General features: G+C 61.0%; 24 protein-coding genes. 4 read left to right on the forward strand and 20 right to left on the reverse strand.

Going from position 1 to position 21,629, the window contains the following annotated elements:
• Positions 1-866: 866 nt before the first annotated feature.
• The 6 genes from IYX23_RS15650 to IYX23_RS15675 are packed head-to-tail and all read right to left on the reverse strand — an operon-like array spanning position 867 to position 6,714.
• On the reverse strand, positions 867-1,658 hold the full coding sequence (locus tag IYX23_RS15650; RefSeq protein WP_196393573.1) for a TonB family protein: 792 nt from the start codon (positions 1,656-1,658) through the stop codon (positions 867-869).
• Complete coding sequence (gene exbD / locus IYX23_RS15655) at positions 1,655-2,080, reverse strand: TonB system transport protein ExbD (RefSeq protein ID WP_196393572.1); 426 nt, start codon at positions 2,078-2,080, stop codon at positions 1,655-1,657. The genes IYX23_RS15650 and exbD overlap by 4 nt, the downstream gene beginning before the upstream one ends.
• Before the next feature lie 3 nt (positions 2,081-2,083).
• The gene (gene exbB, locus IYX23_RS15660; protein ID WP_154451812.1) at positions 2,084-2,893 is read right to left on the reverse strand and encodes a tonB-system energizer ExbB; all 810 of its coding nucleotides are present in this window, start codon (positions 2,891-2,893) and stop codon (positions 2,084-2,086) included.
• Positions 2,890-3,573 carry a Fe2+-dependent dioxygenase gene (locus IYX23_RS15665; RefSeq protein WP_196393571.1) on the reverse strand — a complete coding sequence of 228 codons (684 nt, stop codon included), beginning with the start codon at positions 3,571-3,573 and terminating at the stop codon, positions 2,890-2,892. Before IYX23_RS15665 ends, exbB begins: the two co-directional genes overlap by 4 nt.
• 5 nt (positions 3,574-3,578) lie before the next feature.
• The gene (locus tag IYX23_RS15670; protein ID WP_196393570.1) at positions 3,579-4,262 is read right to left on the reverse strand and encodes a Fe2+-dependent dioxygenase; all 684 of its coding nucleotides are present in this window, start codon (positions 4,260-4,262) and stop codon (positions 3,579-3,581) included.
• A gap of 13 nt (positions 4,263-4,275) precedes the next feature.
• A complete protein-coding gene (locus tag IYX23_RS15675) occupies positions 4,276-6,714 on the reverse strand; it encodes a TonB-dependent receptor (RefSeq protein WP_246716858.1) in 2,439 nt (812 codons plus the stop codon).
• A gap of 552 nt (positions 6,715-7,266) precedes the next feature.
• On the opposite strand from IYX23_RS15675, the gene IYX23_RS15680 reads away from it, so the two are divergent.
• On the forward strand, positions 7,267-7,704 hold the full coding sequence (locus tag IYX23_RS15680) for a response regulator (protein ID WP_196393569.1): 438 nt from the start codon (positions 7,267-7,269) through the stop codon (positions 7,702-7,704).
• A 43-nt stretch (positions 7,705-7,747) separates the two neighbouring features.
• A complete protein-coding gene (locus IYX23_RS15685; protein ID WP_196393568.1) occupies positions 7,748-8,173 on the forward strand; it encodes a group III truncated hemoglobin in 426 nt (141 codons plus the stop codon).
• A 23-nt stretch (positions 8,174-8,196) separates the two neighbouring features.
• Here IYX23_RS15685 and IYX23_RS15690 read toward each other — a convergent pair whose 3' ends face one another.
• Positions 8,197-8,403: a TOBE domain-containing protein gene (locus IYX23_RS15690; RefSeq protein WP_029649276.1), complete on the reverse strand. Its 207-nt coding sequence runs from the start codon at positions 8,401-8,403 to the stop codon at positions 8,197-8,199.
• A gap of 852 nt (positions 8,404-9,255) precedes the next feature.
• On the opposite strand from IYX23_RS15690, the gene nifA reads away from it, so the two are divergent.
• A complete protein-coding gene (nifA, locus tag IYX23_RS15695) occupies positions 9,256-10,998 on the forward strand; it encodes a nif-specific transcriptional activator NifA (protein WP_196393567.1) in 1,743 nt (580 codons plus the stop codon).
• Between the two features lie 220 nt (positions 10,999-11,218).
• On the opposite strand, the gene IYX23_RS15700 is transcribed toward nifA, so the two are convergent.
• The 4 genes from IYX23_RS15700 to IYX23_RS15715 all read right to left on the reverse strand — a co-directional run bounded on the left by IYX23_RS15700 (position 11,219) and on the right by IYX23_RS15715 (position 13,905).
• Positions 11,219-11,674 (reverse strand): hypothetical protein, encoded by a 456-nt coding sequence (locus IYX23_RS15700; RefSeq protein ID WP_348643673.1) that lies wholly within the window; start codon positions 11,672-11,674, stop codon positions 11,219-11,221.
• A 76-nt stretch (positions 11,675-11,750) separates the two neighbouring features.
• Positions 11,751-12,020 carry an usg protein gene (locus IYX23_RS15705; RefSeq protein WP_196393566.1) on the reverse strand — a complete coding sequence of 90 codons (270 nt, stop codon included), beginning with the start codon at positions 12,018-12,020 and terminating at the stop codon, positions 11,751-11,753.
• A 262-nt stretch (positions 12,021-12,282) separates the two neighbouring features.
• Entirely contained in the window at positions 12,283-12,360 is a 78-nt protein-coding gene (gene pqqA, locus IYX23_RS15710) for a pyrroloquinoline quinone precursor peptide PqqA (protein WP_083481327.1), read from the reverse strand.
• Positions 12,361-12,516: 156 nt separating this feature from the next.
• Entirely contained in the window at positions 12,517-13,905 is a 1,389-nt protein-coding gene (locus IYX23_RS15715) for an ATP-binding protein (protein ID WP_196393565.1), read from the reverse strand.
• A 109-nt stretch (positions 13,906-14,014) separates the two neighbouring features.
• On the opposite strand from IYX23_RS15715, the gene IYX23_RS15720 reads away from it, so the two are divergent.
• Positions 14,015-14,647 (forward strand): response regulator transcription factor, encoded by a 633-nt coding sequence (locus IYX23_RS15720; protein WP_018406713.1) that lies wholly within the window; start codon positions 14,015-14,017, stop codon positions 14,645-14,647.
• A 101-nt stretch (positions 14,648-14,748) separates the two neighbouring features.
• Here the strand turns inward: IYX23_RS15720 and IYX23_RS15725 are convergent, their stop codons facing one another.
• From IYX23_RS15725 to IYX23_RS15765, 9 genes are all read right to left on the reverse strand, one after another.
• Complete coding sequence (locus tag IYX23_RS15725) at positions 14,749-15,255, reverse strand: hypothetical protein (RefSeq protein ID WP_196393564.1); 507 nt, start codon at positions 15,253-15,255, stop codon at positions 14,749-14,751.
• 7 nt (positions 15,256-15,262) lie between these two features.
• Positions 15,263-15,787, reverse strand: a complete 525-nt coding sequence (locus tag IYX23_RS15730; RefSeq protein WP_196393563.1) for an SRPBCC family protein — start codon at positions 15,785-15,787, stop codon at positions 15,263-15,265.
• Positions 15,784-16,788: a VWA domain-containing protein gene (locus tag IYX23_RS15735; RefSeq protein WP_196393562.1), complete on the reverse strand. Its 1,005-nt coding sequence runs from the start codon at positions 16,786-16,788 to the stop codon at positions 15,784-15,786. Before IYX23_RS15735 ends, IYX23_RS15730 begins: the two co-directional genes overlap by 4 nt.
• Positions 16,788-17,396 (reverse strand): MxaK protein, encoded by a 609-nt coding sequence (locus IYX23_RS15740; RefSeq protein WP_196393561.1) that lies wholly within the window; start codon positions 17,394-17,396, stop codon positions 16,788-16,790. The genes IYX23_RS15735 and IYX23_RS15740 overlap by 1 nt, the downstream gene beginning before the upstream one ends.
• Positions 17,393-18,394 (reverse strand): vWA domain-containing protein, encoded by a 1,002-nt coding sequence (locus IYX23_RS15745; RefSeq protein ID WP_196393560.1) that lies wholly within the window; start codon positions 18,392-18,394, stop codon positions 17,393-17,395. The genes IYX23_RS15740 and IYX23_RS15745 overlap by 4 nt, the downstream gene beginning before the upstream one ends.
• Complete coding sequence (locus IYX23_RS15750; RefSeq protein ID WP_196393559.1) at positions 18,391-19,284, reverse strand: nonribosomal peptide synthetase MxaA; 894 nt, start codon at positions 19,282-19,284, stop codon at positions 18,391-18,393. Before IYX23_RS15750 ends, IYX23_RS15745 begins: the two co-directional genes overlap by 4 nt.
• 8 nt (positions 19,285-19,292) lie before the next feature.
• Positions 19,293-20,138 carry a DUF58 domain-containing protein gene (locus IYX23_RS15755; protein ID WP_196393558.1) on the reverse strand — a complete coding sequence of 282 codons (846 nt, stop codon included), beginning with the start codon at positions 20,136-20,138 and terminating at the stop codon, positions 19,293-19,295.
• Complete coding sequence (locus IYX23_RS15760; protein WP_196393557.1) at positions 20,135-21,166, reverse strand: MoxR family ATPase; 1,032 nt, start codon at positions 21,164-21,166, stop codon at positions 20,135-20,137. Before IYX23_RS15760 ends, IYX23_RS15755 begins: the two co-directional genes overlap by 4 nt.
• Before the next feature lie 129 nt (positions 21,167-21,295).
• Positions 21,296-21,586 (reverse strand): methanol dehydrogenase [cytochrome c] subunit, encoded by a 291-nt coding sequence (locus tag IYX23_RS15765; RefSeq protein WP_018406704.1) that lies wholly within the window; start codon positions 21,584-21,586, stop codon positions 21,296-21,298.
• Between the last annotated feature and the right edge of the window lie 43 nt (positions 21,587-21,629).

The following is a 21,629-nucleotide window of genomic DNA, read 5'->3' on the forward strand; positions in this document are numbered from 1 at the left end:
ACGCGGCGCGGGGGTTTTATATGGGCGCCCCTCAAGACGAAGGTCTATCGATGAAGAAAGCCGTTCGCCCATTCACTGTCGAATATCGATCGAAACGCGGCAGATCACGCACAGCAAGAGGCGGCGGCGCATTCCGCTTTACGGATCGATCCGCCGAACGGATGTCCGCGGGCAAAAATATGCGCGATGAACTCTCCGCTTGGCAGTCGCTGTTCAAGCAGGAGGCGCGTTCGTCATGACTGCCGCCTCTGCGAAGCTCGCCCTTAGACAGAGCAAAAGAGCGCTGCTTCGGCGCTCTATAAGCGAGGCGCTCGGAAAGCGCTTCTCGCTTTTATATCTCGACTTGATCATGAGGCCGGTGCCAGAGGACCTCAAAAGTCTCCTGATCAAATTGGACTTCGCGGATCGTCCGAAAAAGACGCGCTGAGATTCAAGAAATCTCTCTGCGCGTCACTCGACCGCGCTTATCTGACTAAGCTCTTCTAGAAGGGCCAGCATGTTGTCAGGCAGCGGCTCTGAAGCAATATCGGAAAATTGGCGCCTAAGCTGCTCACCGAGTCGCCTCACGCTCGGCTCCACATCAACCGCATCGCGTATATATCGATTTCCTCTCATTGTCGTCTCTGTCAGCCTCGCTCGTTGATCATGTGGCGGCATGAGGAGCTCTCCACACGGGGAATGAAGCGCCGATTCGAAAATCTGTTCCGACGATGCTCCATATTTTTTAAGGAATAGAAAAGCTTAGCCGCAAATAAGCGCTGTGGAGAACCCCAAACGAGCCTTCACAAGGTTCAGTCGCAGCTGAATTTATAGCGGCGGGTCGGAAGCTCCGGCTCTCGAACCGCCGCCATTCGATCTCGCCGCAGCTATTTCTTGCCAATGCGAAATTGCACGGGCACTTCGAAGGTCAGCCCCTCGTCTGCGATTACCGGCGGCGGCGGCGGAACGGGGTCGGCCCGCTTCATCATCGCGAGCGCAGCGTCGTCGAAGAGTGGATGTCCCGCAGAACGTTTGATGCTGTAGCTGACGACATGGCCGCGCCTGTCGAGCGTGAACGAAACGCTCGCTTCGGCGGATCGACGACCTGCGGCGCTCGGATAGCGCTTGTGTCGGTTGAGATGCGAGAGCAAGGCCTTTTGCCACGTCAGCTTGACGGCGTTGGCGACGGCGTCAGCCCCCTGAACAGGCGCCACCGGCCTGTCGGATTGCCGATCGGCGTCCGACTTGGGCGGCGCAGTCGCCTCGGAGGCGGCAGACTCGGCCGAGACGACCGGCTGCGCCTGATGTGTCTTCTCCTCCTCGATCGGCTTCTCCGGCCGGACGTTGTGCGTGAGTTCGGCGTCTTCCGACTCGGCGTGGGTGATCCGCTCTTCGTTCGCCTCCTTCGCCTCTGATGCGGCGACGGAAGGCGCAGCGGCGGCCGCTTCGTCAGAGAGGGGCCCTGGCGGCAGATCCGCGGCCTCGGCGTCTCGCGGCGCGGCGGGCTCGAGAGACAATTCGATCGCCGGCGCGCCGGACGCGTTCTCGTCGAGATCGCCCTGCAAGGTCACGAGCGCCGCGATGGCGCCGCCGACGTGCAGAAACAGGGCGAGGGCGACTGCGGCGCCCCAAAGCTTGCCGTTCGATTGCGGCTTCTGGAGAGCGGCGGCGGCGCTCATTGCGGAGCCTGCTCCTTGCCGCCGGCGTCGAGCGCGACGAGCGCCACGCGCAGATAACCGCCAGCGCGCAGACGCTCCAAGATCGCCATCATCTCGCCATAGGGCACGCTGGTGTCGGCCCGCAAATAGATGCGTTTCGACTTGTCGCCGAGGAGCGTGTCGAGAGCGGAAACAAGATCGTTGCGTTTGACGGGCGTCTCGCCCAGGGCGAGCGCGAGGTCGCCCTGAATCGTCACGTAAATGGGCTTGTCGGGCTTTTCATGCGGCGCGGCGTCGGAAGCAGGAAGATCGACCGGAAGATCGACAGTAGCGAGGGGGGCAGCCACCATGAAGATGATGAGCAGCACGAGCATCACGTCGATAAACGGCGTGACGTTGATTTCATGCGTTTCCTGAAGATCGCTTTTAAGATGAACGGCCATGATCTACTCCGCCGCATGAATCTTGTTTGTGGAGGCTTGTCCGGCGCGATCGAGGTCGCGCGAGACGATGCGAAGCAACTCGCCGGCGAGATTAGAGACAAGTTCCAAATAGGACGTCGCTTGGCGCGCAAGATGATTGTAGATGAGCACCGCCGGGATGGCGGCGAAGAGGCCGATCGCCGTCGCGAGCAGCGCTTCGGCGATGCCGGGCGCGACGACGGCCAGATTGGTCGTCTGCGCTTTGGAAATGCCGATAAAGCTGTTCATGATGCCCCAGACGGTGCCGAACAGTCCGATGAAGGGGCCTGTCGATCCGACGGAAGCAAGCAGTCCGGTGCCCCGCTTGATCGAAAGCGCTTCAGCGCGCTCGATTTCGGCGAAGCACGCCGCAATGCGCTCCTTCACGCCCGGCGCCGCAAGAATATCGGACGACAGCTTCATTTCCCGCGTCGCCTCGCCAAGCAGCGCCTGCGTCAAACGGTCGCCGCCGCCAAGCGCTAGCCGCGCCTCGGAGAGGCCGCGCGCCTCAGAGAGGCGGCGTATCGCCGTCGTCACGCGCTCGCGCGACCGTTTCAGCTCGATCGTTTTGGCGATGAGGATCGTCCATGTCGCGACGGACGCCAATAACAAGCCAATCATCACGATCTTCACGACGATGTCGGCGTTGACGAACATCGTCCACACAGAAAGATCATGAGGCTTAGTGGCCGCAATCGCTGCGTCGAGCGCTGGCGACCCTGGTGCGGCTGCGACGCTCTGCGCAGCGAGAAGCGCGATGATTGAGATCACGAGAAACTGCAAAGAACGTTTCATGCTTCAGCCCATGTTCGGATCAGATTGTGATAAACGCCCGACATTTTGACGCAGGCAGGATCGCCGGCGCCCAGCCGAGTCGTCAGGGATTGGATGGCCTGGTCGAGATCGAAGAGCAAAGCGCGCGCCACATTGTCTCGAATCATGCTCTGCATCCAAAAAAACGAGGCGATGCGCTCACCACGCGTGACGCCTTTGACAAGATGAAGACTCGTTGAAGGATACAAAACGAGATCGCCTGCGGGAAGTTTCACTTCCTGCTGTCCGACCCGATCCTCGATCACAAGCTCGCCGCCGTCATACTCGTCCGCTTCTGAGAGGAACAGCGTGCAAGAAAGATCCGTGCGAATGCGAATCGGCGTCCCGGGAATGCCGCGGATCGCATTGTCGACGTGCAATCCAAAGTCGTGCCCAACGCCATAGCGATTGAACAGCGGCGGAAAAATCTTATGCGGCAGCGCCGCTGAGACGAAGGTCGACGACTGCGCAAGCGCCTCAAGCACATGTTCGCCAAGTTCGCGCGCGACGTCGCCGGCTTGCGGCAGTTGAAGATTGTTCTTCACCAGAGAGGACTGTGAACCGGCGGTCGCGCGACCGTCCTCCCACGCCGCCCTGTCCATGGCCGCGCGAAAGAAGGCAACCTGCTGCTTGGAAAGAACTTCGGGTATGCAAATAAGCATCAGCGCTATGCTTCCCCCCAGTAGCGGATGAGATTGTGGTAGACGGTCACCAGCTTGCGCAGATCGGGATCGTCCGCGCCCACGCGCGGCGCGAGCTCCTGTATCGATTCGTCGAGATCGCAAACGAGGCTGCGCGCCTCGTCGGCGCGGATCATGCTTTGCAGCCACAAAAATGAGGCGAGACGTAGGCCGCTAGTGACGGGCGTCACCATATGCAGACTGCCGGCCGAATAAAGAATGAGATCGCCCGCCGGGGGCTTGAATTGCCTTGATCCGTAGATGTCCTCGACGATCAGTTCGCCGCCCTCATATTCGTCGGGATCTGAAAGAAGCACGGTTGCGGCGAGGTCAACGCGGATACGCGCGCCGGTCATGGCGTCGCCGCGTATCGCATTGTCGACATGCGGATCGAAGTGGTCGCCGACGCCATAACGGTTGAACAACGGCGGGTAAATGCGCAGCGGAACAGCGGTCGAAACGAAAGCGGCATTGGCGAGGAGCGACGAGAGCAGCCGCTTGCCGAGCGCCCGCGAGATTTCAGAGTTCGGCGGAAGTTGCTCATTGCGCTTCGCCTCGCCGGCGTTCACCCCGGCGGTGGAGGCGCCGTCCTCCCATGCCGCCTGCGCCATCGCCTCGCGAAGTACGTTGACCTCCTTCCGATCGAGCGCGCCTTGTATGTGAGCAAGCATTCGCGGCGCTCCCTTAGAACAAGATACTGGTTTCGAGATAGACCGAGCGGCCGGGCGACATCTGCGCGAAGGGCGTCGCCGTCTGATAGAAGGCGTCATAGATCGTGCGGTCGAAGAGATTGTTGACCGAGAACTTCATCGTGATGTTTTGGCCAATCTTCGCCTCAGCAAAAACATCGAACCGCCAGTACGAAGGCAGGATCGTCGGAACGTTCAAAAAAGGATTGGCGGCGGTCGGCGCCGGCAGTCCATATCTGTTGAACGCTGTGCCGCCATTGGCGACAATATTGTTGCCGCCATAGATCCTGGAACGGTAGATGGCCTGGCCACCGAATTCGAGCGCATTCGGAGCGAGGCCGATCAGGTCGCCGAATTTGTACTTGGACAGCAGGCTGAAGGACTCATGCGCGATATTGGCGAGTTGAAGTCCGATATTCGTTCGCGCGTAGGAGCTGGTCACCCGCGAGTCCATCAGCACGATGCCGCCAAGGACCATCCACTTGTCGGTGATATTGCCCGCAACCTCAAGATCGACGCCCTGGACGTAATAGGACGCGTCGCCGGTGGTGACGCCGGAGTTCACTTCTCTCGCGCCGCTCACATCCGTCTTGAAGAAGGCGGCTGTCGCGAGCAGATGCCTGTCGAACAGCTCCCATTTCAGACCGACCTCCGCCGCCTTGTTGAGTTGGGGAGCAAAGATTTGCGACGCCGTGTTCAGGCCGCCGTAATTCGCCGCGCCGCCGTCAAGCTCGGCTCCGACGGGCGTCGCCGAGGTGGCGTAGGCGGCGTAGGCGCTGACGTTCGGCAGCGGCTTGAAGACGACTCCGGCGTTCCAATTGAACAGACCCGAATGGCTCTTGGCGAATGTCGAAAGGGTCTCAGTGCGGCTTGTGATGTTGTAATCGTCAAAGCGCGCGCCGCCGTTCACGATCACGACGTCCTGATAGTTCGCAGTTTCGATCAGATAGCCTGATTTCGTGTCGACAGCGATCCGCGTCGGATTGGTGTTGCGGTATGGCGTGTTGAGAAACGGCAGATAGGTGCACGGAAGATAGAGGTTACAGGTCACCGTATTGCCGGTGGGTATCCCATTCAACTCGGAAGCGAGGCCCTGATAATTGGTGCGCGTTACGCCTTCGCGGGCGAATTCCACGCCGGCGACGAGCGCATGCTTGACGGGGCCGGTTTCGACTTTAAGCGTCGCCTCGGTCTGGTTGTCGAGCGTGTTCACCACCTGGTAGCGGCTTTGCGCGCCAATTCTCACAGTCGAAGCGAATAGATCCGCGCTCCCCGTCAGCGATCCGATATAGTCCAGAACAGAGCGGCTCTGTCGGAACCGATTGTCGAATACGAGGTTGTCGTTGTAGCGATAGTGGGCGGTGAAGGTGCCGAAATTCTGCATCGCAACTTGGAAATCGCGATCGAGGAAGCCATACCAGTTGGAGCGCGGCGTAACGCCTTCGGGAAACGGCCTATTCCAGATCCGGTTATACGGCACGCCGAAGTCCGGCAGGCCATTCTGATAGACATGCGTGTATTGAGCGGTCAGCGTCAGGTCCTCGAGCGGCTTGAACACCACTGAGCCGGCGACGCCGTCGCGATAGTCGGTGACAAAGCTGCGGCCGGCGACATTCGAGTCGTGATAAAGAGCATTGACGCGCACCGCGAGGATCGGGCTGATCACTTTGTTGACGTCAGCTGTCACCCGCTTCATGTGGTCGGAAAAGCCGCCAATCGCTTTGAGTTCGACGAAATCGCGATCGGTCGCTTGTTTCGTTACGATGTTGATCGCGCCGCCCGCAGTGCCACGACCGGCGAAAGTCGATCCCGGCCCGCGCAGAATTTCGACCTGTTCGGTATAGAAGTTCTCGCGAATGCTGACGCCAGGATCGCGCACGCCGTCGACGAAGATGTCGTTGCGAACGTCGAAGCCGCGAATGAAGAAGCGATCGCCGAACGCGTTGCCGCCTTCGCCCGTCCCTAGCGTCACGCCTGCCGTGCTGCGACCGATTTCACGCAGCGTGAAGGCGTTCTTGTCGTCGAGCACTTCCTTGGTCAGCACCGTGATCGTGCGCGGCGTATTGAGCACCGGCTCGGTGAATTTCGGCGAAGACAGGCGGTCGACCTTATAGGGCGCAACCGGATCGGCGTAAGGATTGGCGTTGGGCGCCGTCGCGAAGATCGGAAGGCCTCCGCTGCCTGCGCCTTGGCCGCCGGCGTTTGAAGCGCCCGGCGCGCCGCGCCGCTGCCCCGCGGCCTGAGTGGCTGCCGCATGACGCGCCGGTTGCGGCTGAGCGGCGGCGATGGGCTTGGGTTTCGCCGGCGCCGCCGCGCGCGGCTTCTCCTGCGGCGCGTCGACTTTAACCGGCGGCAGCGTCGTCGAAGCGGATTGCGCCAGAGCCGAAGCGCTGACACTCGAGGCAAGCGCCGCAGCAACGCTCAGCGCCTTCATCGACGTCAGATCTCCTGCACGAGTCCGCGGCAGCGACTGAGTCAACATTCGTAGAGAAATTGGAGTTTTTACGTCGCTCATCGGGAACCGCCAGGGAGGGTTGTGCGTTGTCTACTTTCGCCTCGTGCGAAGAAGTTGATTAAAGCTAAATTTGGCGGCGGCCACGGTCAACTGATCAAACCGTTGAATGGAAGTATTGTAATCTGTATAGTTTCAGACACATACAACAATTTTTTGGACGATTGTTACCTTTCGGCCACTTCTAGTTTGGAAGCGCTTTAATTCCAAACTACGAGGAGGTAAGTTTCCTGAGAAAATATTGTTCTTGATCACCGCGTAGAGCTGCGCGCTGTCGAGTTGCGGCGGAAGAGTTCGGCGTTTGGCTGAGCCTGGCGGTTGGCGGCGCACTCCCGAATCTCGGCGCTCACGCAGGTGCGCCGATGCAATCCTGTCGAAAGACATCGGAGTCGCGGCGCTGCGCAACGCTGCAGCATTGAGCGCGGCACGCGACTTGCTTTGCCTATCGTGAGTCAATCACCGCGCGAGGCTGCCATGCAGATCAGCGTAAAGGTGGCGAAAGCCATCGAACGCAGGCGCGTTTTTGTCGTGGACGACAATGAAAGCTTTCGCGCGGCGATCGAGTTCATGCTCCATGACGAATATGAAGCGCATGAATTTGCGAGCGCGTCCGCAACGCTCGCAAAAGCGGAGCAAATAAGGCCGGACTTACTGGTGCTTGCCGAAGGCGTCATCCGCGTCAACGGGCTGGATCTCATTCAGGAGTTTCTGGCGCGGGTTCCCGAAACCAAAATCATCGTCATCGTTGATCAGATATCGAGCGGATTCGGCCAGGACTGCGTCGCTGAGGGCGCGCACGGTTTTTTGGCGAAGCCGCTGAAAATTGAACTGCTGCGCGATAAGGTCGACGCGCTGCTGAGCGCCAGGAAAAAGTCCGGCCCGATCCCGCGGGCCGTTCTGAACCTGCGCTAGCGCCGGAACAGCCGCCAATCGACATTGATGCAGAGGGGTCGCCATGGAGCCCGCCATTCCGCCGATCGAGGACGGCGCCGAACGCGACAAGTTGGAGATCGCAATCGACGATTGCGTGCGTCGCTTCTACGCCAAGGGCGCCGAAGATCCGCTGTTGGGCCCTATCTTTATGGCGATTGACGGTCTCGACCAGCATATGGGGATCGTCGCGAATTTCTGGTCCAGGACCTTGCTCGGCACGGAGCGCTATCAGGGCCAGCCCTTCGCCGCGCACATCAATTTACCGATTGAGCCGCAGCATTTTACGCGCTGGCTCGAACTCTTTAGCGAAAGCGCCAATGAAGCGCTGCCTAAGACGCAGGCCGAGCAGGCGATCGCCAAAGCCGCCCACATGACGCAATGTTTCCAGTCTGGGCTGTTCCCCTTCGTCGGCGCCGATGGAAAGCCGTCGCGCGTTCCAGCGCCATAGCGCCCATGGGCCGCCCACGAGCGTTAGTCGACCGCGATCATCACATCCGACGACTTGATGACCGCGTTGACCTTGGACCCTTCGCGGAGTCCAAGCTCATCGACGGATTCGTTGGTGATTGAAGCTGTGACGGTCAATCCGTTGACGTCGATCGTCACATGCGCCGTGGTTGCGCCCTTCTGGATGTGCTTGACCGTCCCGGGAAGGCTGTTACGCGCGGAAATCTTCATGCCGTCGGCTCCTAAGAAAAGTGGTTATCGCTATGGCCTCCCCTCGACGGCGCCCGACGTCGCGACGGCTGTGGCATAATAATCAGCCGCTCTACCGGCTTTCCTTCGATGAAATGGGACTGCACGATCGCGTCTATATCATCGCCGACGCGCGGCGCATACCAAACGACTTCTGCATAAACGACCAATAACTATCCAGTCTGTTACAAATCTAGGCAGCAGCGCTCTGATGTCCTTCACGTCAGATCCCCGGATCAGCTTCGACTGCATCCAACCAAAGCGGCTTGCCGCTCGCCGCTGAGCTTCCGCGCGGATTACGCGCAGTCGGTCGTCTTTGCGTCGATTGGTCTAGCGCCATGGTAAGGAAGAATCCGCGCACATGTCGGGAGACGTGCTCAACTCTCCGCGCCAGATCGTCAAAGATTGCGCTCAATAGGTCGCGCCGCTGGCGCGGCGGATCGGGAGCGCGGAAAGCGTTAAGCGCGACATCCGCTTCATGGCGGCGAAAAGCCGCACATGGCGCGGAGGCACCTGTAAATCAGCGATCGACCCGTTACGATGCGCGGGCCGCTAAGCGCATCGCAATTCTTCGCGCCGGAGTCGGCAAGGCGACATCCATGTCGGTTGCGGCGAGAGCACGGTTTTGATGGAGCCGGTCGCCGATCAATCGGGCGGCGGCGCCGGAGGAGACGGCAGAAGGCGCAAGACTTGATCAAGAATGCGCGCCAACGCCGATGTCGAGGCCATTGCAGACCGTTGTTTTTGTGATGCTAAGAGCAAAAATGGCGGTATGGCACGATGCTTGCGTCAAAACCATTGAAAACACCCACGCATGTCGTGAGGCTAAAAAGTATGGGTTTGCAGCTGGCAGGCGGCGCGTGCGCGCCGAAGGCGCGCGAATTCGATGTGAGAGACACTGCTCTCGTCGGCATCTACGAAATATCGAAGCTCCTGGCGTCGCCAAACCGTCTGGAAACCACGCTTGCGGGCGTGCTGGCGCTGCTTTCGAGCTTTCTTGATATGCGCCATGGCTTGGTCGCGCTGCTCGACGCGGCGGGCGGGCCCGAGGTTGTGGTTGGGTCAGGCTGGAGCGAAGATTCCGCCAAGCGTTTCTTCGACCGACTACCCGAACGCGCCGTGGGGCAGATCGTCGCGACGAAAATGCCGCTCGTCGTCGAGAACGTCGCAGCTTCACCGCTCTTCCAAGGCTCCGACTTTTCCGAATGGGGACCGACCGACGGCCGGCCGTTCTCGCTGATCGGCGTCCCGATCAAGGAGGGCGATGCCGTCGTCGGCACGCTGACGGTGGATCGCGTCTACGACGATCGTTCAGTGACGCTGTTCGACCATGACGTGCGCTTCCTGACGATGATCGCCAATCTCGTCGGGCAAACCCTTCGACTGCACAAGCTCATCGCACGCGACCGCGAACGTTTGATGCAGGAAAAGGCCTGGCTCGAAAAAGGCGACCGCCTTCCGCAGATCGAAACAAAGAACAGCGGCATCAATGGCGTTGTCGGCAGCAGCCCAGCGCTGCGCGCGGTGATCGATAAGATTCGCGTCGTCGCCAAGGCCAAGTCCACCGTCCTTCTGCGCGGCGAATCGGGCACCGGCAAGGAGCTGTTCGCCGCGGCGATACACAATCTCTCGCCGCGACGCTCGAAACCCTTCATCAAGCTGAATTGCGCGGCTCTCCCCGAGAGCGTGCTGGAATCGGAGCTCTTCGGCCATGAGCGCGGCGCTTTCACCGGCGCAGTGAACATGCGCAAGGGCCGTTTCGAACTGGCCGACGGCGGCACATTGTTTCTGGACGAGATCGGCGAAATCACGCCGGCGTTTCAGGCAAAGCTGCTGCGCGTTTTGCAGGAAGGCGAATTCGAACGGGTGGGCGGCACGCGCACGCAGAAGGTCGACGTTCGACTCGTGTGCGCGACAAACAAAAATCTCGAAGAGGCGGTCAAGCGCAACGAATTTCGCGCCGATTTGTACTACCGCATCAGCGTCGTGCCCATTTTCGTGCCGCCGCTGCGCGACCGGAAGGGCGATCTCGAACCGCTCGCCAATGAATTTCTGCGTCGCTTCAATGCGGAGCAAGGCGGACGGCTGAGCTTTTCAGAGTCGGCTCTGCACGTGCTCACCGCCTGCGCCTTTCCGGGCAACATCCGAGAGCTGGAAAACTGCGTGTTTCGGACAGCGACTTTGGCGCAAGGGAATGTCATCACCGACAAGGACTTCTCCTGTCGCAACGACGGCTGTCTCTCTTCGGTGCTTTGGAGCGGCTCGTTGGAGCGTTCGGCGCCTCCTCCACCCATCGCAAGCTTGCCAACCCTGGCGCCGCCGCGCGAGCGTCAGCCTGCGGCGCCGCCGCCGACGCCGAATGAGCGCCCGCACGCCGACCCATCGCCCGAGACCTGTCCCGGCGCCGAAAATTGCACCGCCGTGGAGCGTGACGGCCCTTCCGATCGCGAACGTTTGGTGGACGCCATGGAGCGCGCGGGTTGGGTCAAGGCGAAGGCGGCCCGACTGCTGGGACTAACCCCGCGTCAGATCGGCTACGCGCTGCAAAAACATGGCGTCGAAGTAAAGAAGTTCTGAGTTCCGCGCCGCTGGCGAGGAGTCTCGGCGGTTTGCTCGACAAGCGACAGTCGAGGGGCCGCCGACCCGTTCATTGAACGTGAGCAGGCCTGAGAGATCGCGCTCGAATCCGATCGCGCGGGCCTCGATGTGCCAGCATGCCCTCTTGAAGGGCCGGTTGCGGAGCTTTGCAAAGAGGCTGACGGAAGCCCGGCCGGTATGGATGCGCGGCGAAGCCTTCTTAGCAGTCGCCCGCATCAATTGAGACGTCGGCGATCACCTCGCCCTTATTGTCCTTTAGCGAATATCGGATGATGGCGCCGCTGGTGCGATGATTCGGCATCGTCAGACACACACGCTCCTGCAGCTGCGCCCTCAGTGCGGCGAGCTTCTCGGCGTTGCCGATCAGAGTTCGCGCCGCTTCATCGTCGACGATCGTATAGCTGTAATTGAAGGCGTTGCCTGGACCCGCCGTCGCCCTGTCGAGACGAACGCCCTCGCTGACCATCTCTGGAAGCGTCGCGTTCACCTCCGCCGCTTCACGCTCCAAAGCCAGCGAGAGGGGCTCCGGCGGCTCATCGATATTAAGACTTTCCCGATATTGCCTCGCGAGAAGGAAAGCCGTCGCCACGATGACGATCAGCGCGGCCGCTTCCCAGACTCCCATCCATGACTTCGTATCGCCCTCGTCCCTCACGGCAGCCCTCGCTCCAGCCCGCGTCGATTTTGTCTCGGCGAAGCGCGTTGCGCAAGGTGGCGGTCATATGAGTTTTTCAGTGCACCTTGAATTCCTTATCAAGGAGCTTCAACTCAGCCGGCTTGATGAGGTTCGAATGCGCGACGGTGACGGAATGCAGCGGGCCATCGAGGCTGCGCATCCAGAAATCGAGAAATTTGCGCAGCTCTGGAAACTCGGGATGAAGATCATATTCCTGCCAGACGTAGGATTGGATGATCTTCGGATAATCCGGCAGACGATAGAGAATATTCGCCGTCGTCAGGCCGTAGCCTTGAAGCTGCAAACGGAAGCCGCTGGACGCCATGGCATGCTCCTTGACGCTCTGATTCCTTTCAGATTAGGAGCAAATCCCCGGAGAGCAAGCGCAACGAACGGCAAAGGCCTGAAAAAACAATGTGCTATCAGCAGCCTTGCGTGAGTGCCAAAAATGCGGCGTCAATGCCGGCGCAGCTTAGAGAAAAATTCTGCGCCGCGGAAGGCGCGCAAAAACAGCGGCGCCGTCGCAAGCGACGGCGCCAGCTCATGTTCACTGGGTTGGCCAGCCGCAGCCGGCCGCGACAGGCTAATCAGATCTCAGCCGATTCGTAGCTGGTGATTTCCATACCGACGCAGATTTCGACGATGATCGGTTGCGACCAGACCATGGCGTTGCTCCTCTATTTTTATAGTCCGCCTGACACGACGGCTCCGGTGGAGAATAATGAAGCGCGCGTATCGTTACACCTTCAAAATTTCGCCATCCGCGCTTCCAAAAGTTCCTGCTCCGCACGGGGGTCGAATGAACAAGCTCCTTGTCTCACTCATTCGCCGTCGTCTTGCAGGGGAAGCGACACCGTGATCCGCGTGCCGCCGGACTCCCGCCTCTCGATCCGCTGCGCGCCCCCAAGCGCGCGCACGCGCTCATTCATGCCAAGCAGACCCATGCCCGGAGCAAAGCCATCTGAAACGCCGACGCCATTGTCCTCGATCGTAATTTGGAGTTGCGGCGGCGCTTCCGCATCGAGCCCGGAGGAGTTTGCTGACGCGTCCAAGCCGAATTCCAGCGTGACCTCGCCCCTATCCGCGCCCGCGTGGCGGAAGATATTGGTTACGCCCTCCTGCACGACGCGGTAGGCCGCCAGCGCCGTCTGCTCGTCGAGGGACGAGAGATCGTGGCGCGCGACGAGCCGCAGATCCACCTCGGGATGGGTGAGCGCCCATGAGGCAAATAGCGCCTTCAGCGCCGGTTCCAGACCAAGTTCCTCGAGGCCTTTTGGCCGCAGCCGTCCAAGCAGGCCTCTGAACAGCGATTGAAGCGACTCGCTCGCTTTGTCGATCGTTGCGCTCATCTGTCTCAGTCGGCTCAGGTCGGGAGCAGGATGCGAGAGAAGCTCCTGTAGCGCGGCAGACGTTGCGCGTATCGAAAATAGACAAGGACCGGCTTCATCATGCAGATCGCGCGCGATATCCTTGCGCTCGCCTTCCTGCACCTGAAAAAGCCTGTCGACGAGTTCGCGATTTTCCTGCTTGACGCGATCAAGCGTCGCCCCGAGCGAATTCAGGGCGGCGGCAATCGATCGGAATTCCGTCGCGCCGCTGACCGACAGGCGCACGCCGCTCCTGCCAGCCTCCAATTGCGCCAGGCCGGACTTCAGCGCATCGAAAGGCGCAAGCGAGGAGCGCAGGAACAGCAGCACCAGCGTCAGGAAGATGATCGTGACGGCGAGGCTGATCGCCGCAAGCCATAGCATGTCGGACCAGATCTCTTCGAGTTCGTCGAAGGGGTTCGAAATCACCACAATATTGCTGTAGGCGCGCCCGCCGACCATCACGGGAATTGTCAAGACGCGCGGCGAGGCGCCAACGAGCTTCACAAACCATTCCGGCACATCCTGGCCGGAATGGCGGATCTTCTCCAGCCAATCACGCGGCGCGGTCTCGTTGGCGGCGAGGATCTCAACATCGGCATGGCGAAGGTTCCCCAGCGATGCGTAGAGACGCCGCAACGCCGGGACTGGATCTTCGCTTTCGGGAAGGTTTGCAATCGTTGCTAAGACAAATTCCCGCATCAATCTGAGATTGCTTCCCGCTTCCGCGCGCACGCGCGGGCCGGCGTGAAGAAGCTGGATGGCAAGATTGATCAGCAACGTCGCGATGAGCACGACGCCGATCAATCCGCCCAGTCGGGCTTTAAGCGAAACCCCGCGCATGATGAACGCCCTCGTCTCCATGCTTAACCGTTGACGTCCACTTACAGTCGATTGACAAGACTAGCGGTTTTCACAACATAGGTTCAGGCTCTCAAACAAGCGAAAAAGGATGCGCATTCTCATCGTCGACGACCACCCCATGGTGATCGAGGGCTGCCGCGGCATGCTTTCGGGACAAAAAGACATCGAAGTGCTCGAGGCGCATGACGCCAACGAAGCGCTTGACTCCTATGCGTCCGCAGCGCCCGACGTCGTGGTGCTCGACATTAATCTACCCGGCGTCTCCGGCTTCGAACTGCTGCGCCGCATCTTGAAGCGGGACGCGAACGCTCAAATTATCGTTTTCACCATGAACGACGATCCGGTTTTCGCCGCGCGGGCGATCGAGGGCGGCGCGCGTGGCTATGTCGCGAAGAACGAGGACCCACGCGTCTTTATCAAGGCGATCCGCGCCGTCGCGGCGGGCGAGCGCTATCTGTCGAACACTCTCGCGCTCAAGCTCGCATTCGCCGACCAGAGCCGCGCAAGCAACCCTCTCGACGCGCTTAACGGCCGGGAAATCGAAATCCTGCGCAATCTCGCCGACGGCAAGGATATGACGGAAATCGCGCATATTCTTAAGGTCTCATACAAGACCGTCGCGAACAATTGCATCCTGCTGAAGCGCAAGCTCGGCGCGCGTTCGAAAGCGGATCTTCTGCGTATCGCCGTCGAAAACAAGGTTGCAATGAAACTTGCCTAAAGCAGGTTCCGAAAAAGTTGACACGATGAGAACCTGCTCACATTCGATGTTGAGCGTTTCCTTTTCGATGACATGGCTCCATGTGATCGAGAAAGGCGCCGCTATCTGAATTGCTTCTGCGTTCGATAACGGGCGGCAAGCATCCGCAGCGCCTCCTCCCGTTCAACTCCGCTGTGGCGCAGATTGTAATAGTGCTGGCAAACCTCGCCATAGGTCTGCTTTTGGCCGGCGATCGCGGCAACTTCTACAAGCGAGTTGATCAGTCCCGCGAAGTCTTCGGCGTGGCCGTCGGCCGCGAGCATCTGCCCGACCTGAGCGGTGCGATTCGCGAGCATGCGGTCGGACTCGAGGAAATGCGGCTGCGCCGAGAGCAGAGCAGCGCGTATGCGCTCGACCGCAGGTTCACGCACGCCGACGGCGCCGCCGGCTTCGCGTTGCGCGAGCCAGAGCGCAGGTTCAGTGCGATCGGTGGCGCGCAGCCAGACGTCAGCGCCCTTACGCGCCTCAGACTCGATCAGATCATCCTGTTCGGCGGCGCGCCGCTCTTCGCCGCATGAGGCGAAGAGCGCGCAGACGCCTGCAAGAATGATCGCTTCGCGAAAGCGCATCGCGGAGCTACTTCCCTTCGACTTTCTTCTTCAGGCCCTGAAGACCGTCGCGCAAGTAGCTCGTCATCGCCGCGCGCGCGGCGTCATCGTTGAGATTTTCCGGCGGCTCATTGCTCGTATCGCCGCGATAGAGACGGCCATACCATTTCACCAAACTCGCTCCCCCTGACGCCGGTTCGATCGTGAAGGTGACAGTGTAGGAACTTACGGGCAGCGCATCGAGATTTGGATCTGACATGCGCCAGGAAAGCTTGAACGTCGAAGCGTCATATTCATCGAGCCCCTCCTTAAGAACGCCGCCCTTCTTAAGGGTTATTTCACGCTCCGCGCCGGCGGCGTCTCCGCCCTTGGCCGTCACGCTCTGAACGTCAGGGTGCCAGTTCGCGAGCCCGTCGAATTTACCTGCCACGGCCCATACGGCCTTGGGATCGGCGGCGATGACGATCGACTCGTCGACCTTGATCGGCGTCGGTCCGTGCGCGAGCGCAGGCGCGCAAATCAGAAGGGCGAAGAGCCCCAACAACTTCCTCATTTGGATCTCCTTGGTTGTGGAAAGCGGTAGAACGGCGCGGCGCGGCGCATCTGAATGAAAGCCTGCGCGAAAAAAGCTGCGGCGACGGCCATGAACGTGAGAAGCGCAGCCGCCACGCCAAAGAACGGACGCAAGTCGACCGCTGCTTCGCGCGGTCGGACGGAGGCGACCGCGGCATAGTCCTTCCACAGTCGCTTGCCGTCTGAAAGATGAGCGTAGGAAAGCCCGGTCCTTTCAGCGAGCGAACGCAAATAGTCTTCCTTTACAGAAGACAGATGCTCGACGCCGACCGCCGCACTGGCGCCGAAGGGGGCGTTGCGGGCGTTGTAGCCCTCGCGCCGCTCCGCGCCTTCAGGCGGCAGGCCGAAGCGGCTCTCGTGCGGAACGTCGTCGGCGCCGAGGAATCCAACCTCGCGGCCTCTATCGTCAAATTTCGGGATGGGCGAGAGCTCATAGCCGCCGACGCCAACGACAAGGCCGCGCACCTCGCCCGCACGCCCTTCGAATGTCGGCGCGCCGCGCGCCGGAAGCGGCGGGGCCTCCTGGCCATCGCTGAAAAACAGCAAATCGCTTTTCAATTCTCTCGCCATATCGATCGCGCGGAAAAAGCCTGCGGATATACGGCTGTCGCCTTCCCAGGCCATGCGCCAGTCGAGCGCCTCAATCGAAGCTTGCAGGGGCGTGAAATCTGCGCAGACGTCGATCGGTTCGAACAGCAGGAACGGCCTGCGTTCGGTAAAAACGCCGAGGGCGACATGTGATGGACAGGGCAATTCCGCGAGCATGGCGCGAAGCGCGGCTTTCACGGCGTCGAGACGGCTGACCGGTCGGCCGGAGACGGTGTAATCGCGAACGTTCATGCTGCCGGTGATGTCGACGATGGCGAGAAAATCGAATGACGGACGCCGGATCATAATCTTTGGCGCGAAGAAAGTGGCTGCGAGCGACAGCGTCGCCAACGCGAGAAGAACGACGCGAGGATCGCGCACATCCGGGCGCATCACGGCAGTCCTTTCGGTTTGCCGGGAATATCGGTCCAGAGTTTTTTGGGATCGGCGCTCAGTTCGTCGCCGCTCTTTCTCTCGAAATCCGGAAAATCCCGGACGAGCCGCGCCGCGACGTCGAGATTGAACTTCGCGTCCCAATAGTCGGGCGCGAGCTGCAGCGCGCGTCGATATTCGCGCTTGGCGAGATTGACGAAGGGATTGGCCGCTTCGAGTTGCGATCGTTCGACATGATCGAACGCCTTGCGCAGCAGCGCGTTCGCCAAGAGATAATGACCGCGCGCGCGCGCCTCGATGCTCCCGCTGCGGTCGAGCGCCTCCACCAAGGCTCGGGCGCGATCGATTTCGCTTCGCGCCGCAAGAAAGGCGACGCGCGCGAGAATCGTTTCCGGCCTGTCGTTCGCGTCGACGGCGACGTCGCGGCCCTCGCGCATCGCCTCGATCGCATCATTGGCGACGACGGCGCCGCGCCATTCGGCGAGCAATGCAGCCGTCGTGACGATCAACGTAAGAAAAAACGCGACCAGAATCGACGATTTTGCTTCTCGCCAAAGCGCGCGCGCCCTGTTGCGCACGTTCGTGATCCTCGTCTCGAAGATCGTCATCGCGCGTTGTCCCCGACGCTCAGCCTGACCTCTGCGAGCTTCGCGGCAAGGAGAAGCAGCGTCGCGGCGAGCGCCAGCCCGAAGCCCCACGCGCTCAGATCCGTGCGCGGCAATTTTTCGACATATCGGACGGGATGGCGTTCGAGCCTGTCGATCTGTTTTAAGGCCTCCTCCGTCGCCTCGACGCCTTCAGCCTCGAAGGCCTGGTAAGGAACGCCGAGCGATTTGAAAAAGAGATCGAGATGGCGTTCCGGCGCGGCCTGTGGCGACTCATCGTCGCCGGCCGGCTGATCGGAAATGCCTCGGCTGCCTTGAGTGCGCAAGAACAGCCAGTAAAGGCTGACGTTCGTCTTGCGGAATTCCGCCTTTAAATCATCGCGCAGCTTTGGATCAATGACGCCGGCCCCGTCGGAGATCAGCAGGACCGCGCGCGACAGATCAGCCTGGCTCGTCTTGAACATCGAGAGCGCCATGGCGAGTCCACGCGCGATATTCGTATAGTCGAGGCCCGGGCGGTCGATCGCGTCGATTGCGGCTTCGGTGGCGCCGATATGATCCGAAATCGGCGTCACCAGCATTGGCGCCGTCGAAAACGCCGCGACGCCCACGAGATCGTGACGGCGCGCTTCGACAAAGCGCTTGAGAATGCGCCTTGCCGCCGCCGCCTTCGACTCTTCCCCCCCAGACGGCGTTCGCCCCGCGAAGGTCTCGTTCATGCTGCCGCTGCGGTCGATCAGCATGACGATCTGCGCGCCCTCGAAAAAGCGCTCGACGTCCGCGCCGGCGACATAGGGGCTGGCGGCGCCGAGTAGGCTGGCGCCGATCGCCACGACGCCGCAGAACTTCAGAAGAATGCCGGCGATGACGGAGAGGCTGTCGGCGGGCGCTGCGAGGAGCGAGGGTATCGTCGCGCCGCGCAAGACGGACCGCAGCATTGGAAGCAGCGCCAGAGGCGCTAGAAGCAGCGGCTCGATGTGCTCAAAGCCGAAGCCGCTCATCCTGCGCGCTCCTGCCTGGCGAGCCTGCTGACAAATTGCACGAGCTGCTCGGCGGCATCGTCGTCCCTCGAGCTTTCGCCGCCAAAAAAAAGCCGATTCGAGGTTTCGAAGAATTGCTCGAAGTCGACCCGCAGCGGTTTGAATTCCGCACGTCTGCGCAGAAACTCCGGAAGGTCGGCTGACAGCAGAATGGCGCCATTGGCCTGATCGAGCGCGCGATGCACCGACTGAATCGTCGCGGCCAGATTGGCGTCATCAGCGCCGCGCCGCGTCGAGATTTCATGCGCGAGCGCTGAAAAGACTCGCGCCTTCCGTTGCTGGAAGGGTGGCCAGGCGCGATCACGCGCGACAAGAGCGAGCGCCAGCAGGGCGGCGACGCCTGCGCCGAACGCCAGATTGAGCGGCGTGGCCTCATCAACAAACGGCGCCGAACCGTCGGGACGCAGATAATCCGACGCCTGCTCTTGCTTCTGCGGCGCAACCTCTCGCAAAGGAGAAACGCCAATCCTCCATGCGGGAACGGCGACCGTCTGCGCGCCTGTCGCCGTCGAAATGGAGAGTTGAAACCCAGGAATTTCGATGTCGCGCGCATCGAGCGCGACATAGAAGTTCTGATATGTGAGGTCGAGACGCCATAGGCGCGCGCCGTTATCCGACGTCTCGCGAAGTTTGACGTCCCGGAGATCGAGCGAACCGGTGAGCGGACCTGGATTGGGCAAGGAGGCGCGCGACAGCACGGCGTCCGCGGGCGCGGAGACGTCGATGCGCGCATGGATGAGATCGCCCACGAAATAGCCGAACGGGCGCGCCGAGTGGATGCGCACCGTCGTTTCCTGGGCAAACGCAGGAAGCGCCGCGGCGAGCATGAGGGCGACACATGCAATGCGCATCGCAGGCCTCACGCCGCCGTCAGCCGCATGCTGAGATCGCTGGCGTCGAAACCGTCCTGGATAAAAATCGGCGCGCGGCTGCGTCTTGAAGACGCGCGGGCGAGATTTTTGCGACGGGACTGCTCGGCTTCGACCCAGCGCCGCTGAAGCGCGGGCCTCATCAATAGGAGCTGATGGCGGCCGCTCTCGCTGTCGCAAAGCTCCAGCACGCCCCATTTTGGCGGCGCGGCTTCGAGTGAATCGATCAGAACGAGCGGCGCGACGTCATGCAGTGAAAGCGCCTCGAACGCCTGCTCGATCAATTGCGCGGGCCAGCGAAAATCGGAAATGAGAAACACCAGTTTGCGCGTAGCGCCGAGAGCCGCTGCGGCGTCGAGCACGCCTTTAGCGCTCGATCCGCTGGGCGTTGCGACGCCAAGCCTTTCGACGGCGGCGAGCGCCGCCCTTCTCGAACGCGTCGCCGGCAGCGTAACCCGACCGACCAACGCCTCTTTGAAAGCGAACACGCCAAAGCGATCGCCGTTGCGTGTGGCCGAATACGCCAGCGTGCCGCAAAGATCGACGGCGACCTGAAATCGGTTGACGGCTCCGGCGAAGCCCATCGAGGCCGAAAGGTCGACGAGCGCGTAAACGTCGATCGCCGCCCTTTGCTCGAAGCGACGCACATAGGTGACGCCGAACGGATCGCGCAGCGTCGCGCGGAGGTCGATGCGGCGGGCGTCCGGATAGCGCATGAAAGGCGCCTGGTCGCGAAAGACTCCAAAGCCGCCGACCTCGCTCGACGTGTGAGCGCCGACGTGGTTAGCGGCAAAGCGACCGCGCGGTCGATATAGGATATCGACGAGCGTATTCATGGAACGGGCGTCGCGTCGAATGCCGCGCGACACAGCCGCTTGACGATGTCGTCGCTGCGCAAAGCGTGGATCGGATCGACAAAGATGCGGTGCGCCATGACTTCAATAAAGACATCGCGCACATCTTCCGGTACAAGATAATCGCGGCCTTCAAGCCAGGCGCGCACCCGCGCGGCGCGCACAAGCGCCGCCAGTCCACGCGGACTCGCGCCGCCCTTGACGAGGCTGTCGAGGTCGACGTCCGGCAGCGACACGCCGGCCGAACTTGGGTCGACGAGAGCCTGCCAGAGGTTCAGCACATAACGTTCAAGCGCTTCGCTCGATCTCACATGCGTCTGGATCGCGCGCGCGACAGCAGGCGTCTCGCGATAGTCCAGCGTGCCGGAGTTCACCCGCTCGAGAAGCGTTTCCGTATCATGGAACGCTGGATCAAAAACCAGCCTGCGGCGCGCGTCCTCATCGTCCGGCGCGGCCATAAGAATTTCCATGAAAAATCTGTCGCGAGCAGCCGCCGGCAATTCGAAGGTTTCTTCCCGCTCCACCATGTTCCGATCAGCGAACACATTGAGATAGGGAAAGTGATGCACGCGATTGAACGCCGACACGCTACGCTCGGCCATCAGGCGCAGCAACAGAGAATGAACTTGAGGGCGCGCGCGGTTGATCTCATTGAAGAAGAACACCGGCAGCGTCTCCGCATGGCGAAGAAGCTCGGATGGATCGACGCGGGGGCGGCCGTCTTCGCCCAGATAGGTGTGATAAAGAATGTCGCTCGGCATCATGTCGACCGTGCCTTCGACGCGAGCGAAATCGCCGCCAAGCGCGCGCGACACGGAACGCAGCAGCGTCGTCTTGCCGACGCCGACGTCGCCCTCGATCAGCACATGGCCGCGTGCGAAAATGCAGATCGTCACGAGCCTGACGACGCGCGCTTGCCCGATGACCGCCTTTTGAATTTCCTGTTCAAACTCAAGGGCGCGCGCGCGCCAATCGGAGAGCTTCTGGACGACGTGCAGAGTTTCGTTCAAGGCCTGACCTTAGCGCGCCAAACAAAAAGAGGCGGCCACGATCTCGGGAATAGAGCCAATGCGCTGTTGTCGAATACGCCGGCTCCAGATCGTGGCCGCTAGATCATCGCGCTTGTGTCGCGATGAAACTTATTGAGCAATCTTGCTCACGTCATATTCCCACTTGCCGGTCTTTTTGAAGTTCTCGACCCGCTTCTTGTTGCGTTCTTCCATGGCCTGAACAGACGCCTGCTGCTTGGCGATTTCCTTGGGGTCGTGCTTGGGATCGTATTTCGACCCCTCGACCTTGTCCGGGAAGCCGGGCTTGGGTTCCCAGCAATTTCCGGGCGCCTTGCACTTGGTGCCGTCATAGGCGAGCGCGCTTCCGGCGCTAAATAGAATGCCGACGGTGAGCGCCGCGGCGAAATGCATCTTACGCATCCCTGTTTCCTCCTTTTTGCGAGGCTTGCGCCTCGGTGTTTGC

The sequence above is a fragment of the Methylocystis sp. L43 genome, assembly GCF_015709525.1.
Taxonomy (GTDB): domain Bacteria; phylum Pseudomonadota; class Alphaproteobacteria; order Rhizobiales; family Beijerinckiaceae; genus Methylocystis.